The sequence below is a fragment of the Saezia sanguinis genome (genome assembly GCF_003991585.1).
Lineage (GTDB): Bacteria > Pseudomonadota > Gammaproteobacteria > Burkholderiales > Burkholderiaceae_C > Saezia > Saezia sanguinis.
Map to the genome: position 1 here is coordinate 1 of NZ_PQSP01000086.1, position 269 is coordinate 269.

Genomic DNA, 269 nt, shown 5'->3' on the forward strand with positions numbered 1-269 from the left:
GGACGCCGATGCCGAGGCCGACCACCGCCACCGCGCCGCCGGTGGCCAGCCCCGCCACCGCCGCCGCGAGCACGTCGGGACGACCGGTGGTGTCGAGGGCGTGGGTGGCGCCGCCGCCGGTGAGTTCGTCTATGGTCGCGGCGGTCTCGTCGCCCGGGGCCAGGGCGGCGGCCGCGCCGAGTTCGAGGGCCAGCGCACGGCGATCGGCGGACGGTTCGACCACCAGCACCGTGGTGCCGGGACGTGTGCGCGCGGCCAGCAGCCCGGCC

Annotated in this window: 1 protein-coding gene; it reads right to left on the minus strand. The window is 79.2% G+C overall.

The window, feature by feature from the left end; genetic code table 11:
* Positions 1-269 (minus strand): zinc-binding dehydrogenase (locus tag CUZ56_RS15095; RefSeq protein ID WP_148113771.1); only part of this gene is annotated, 269 nt, incomplete at both ends.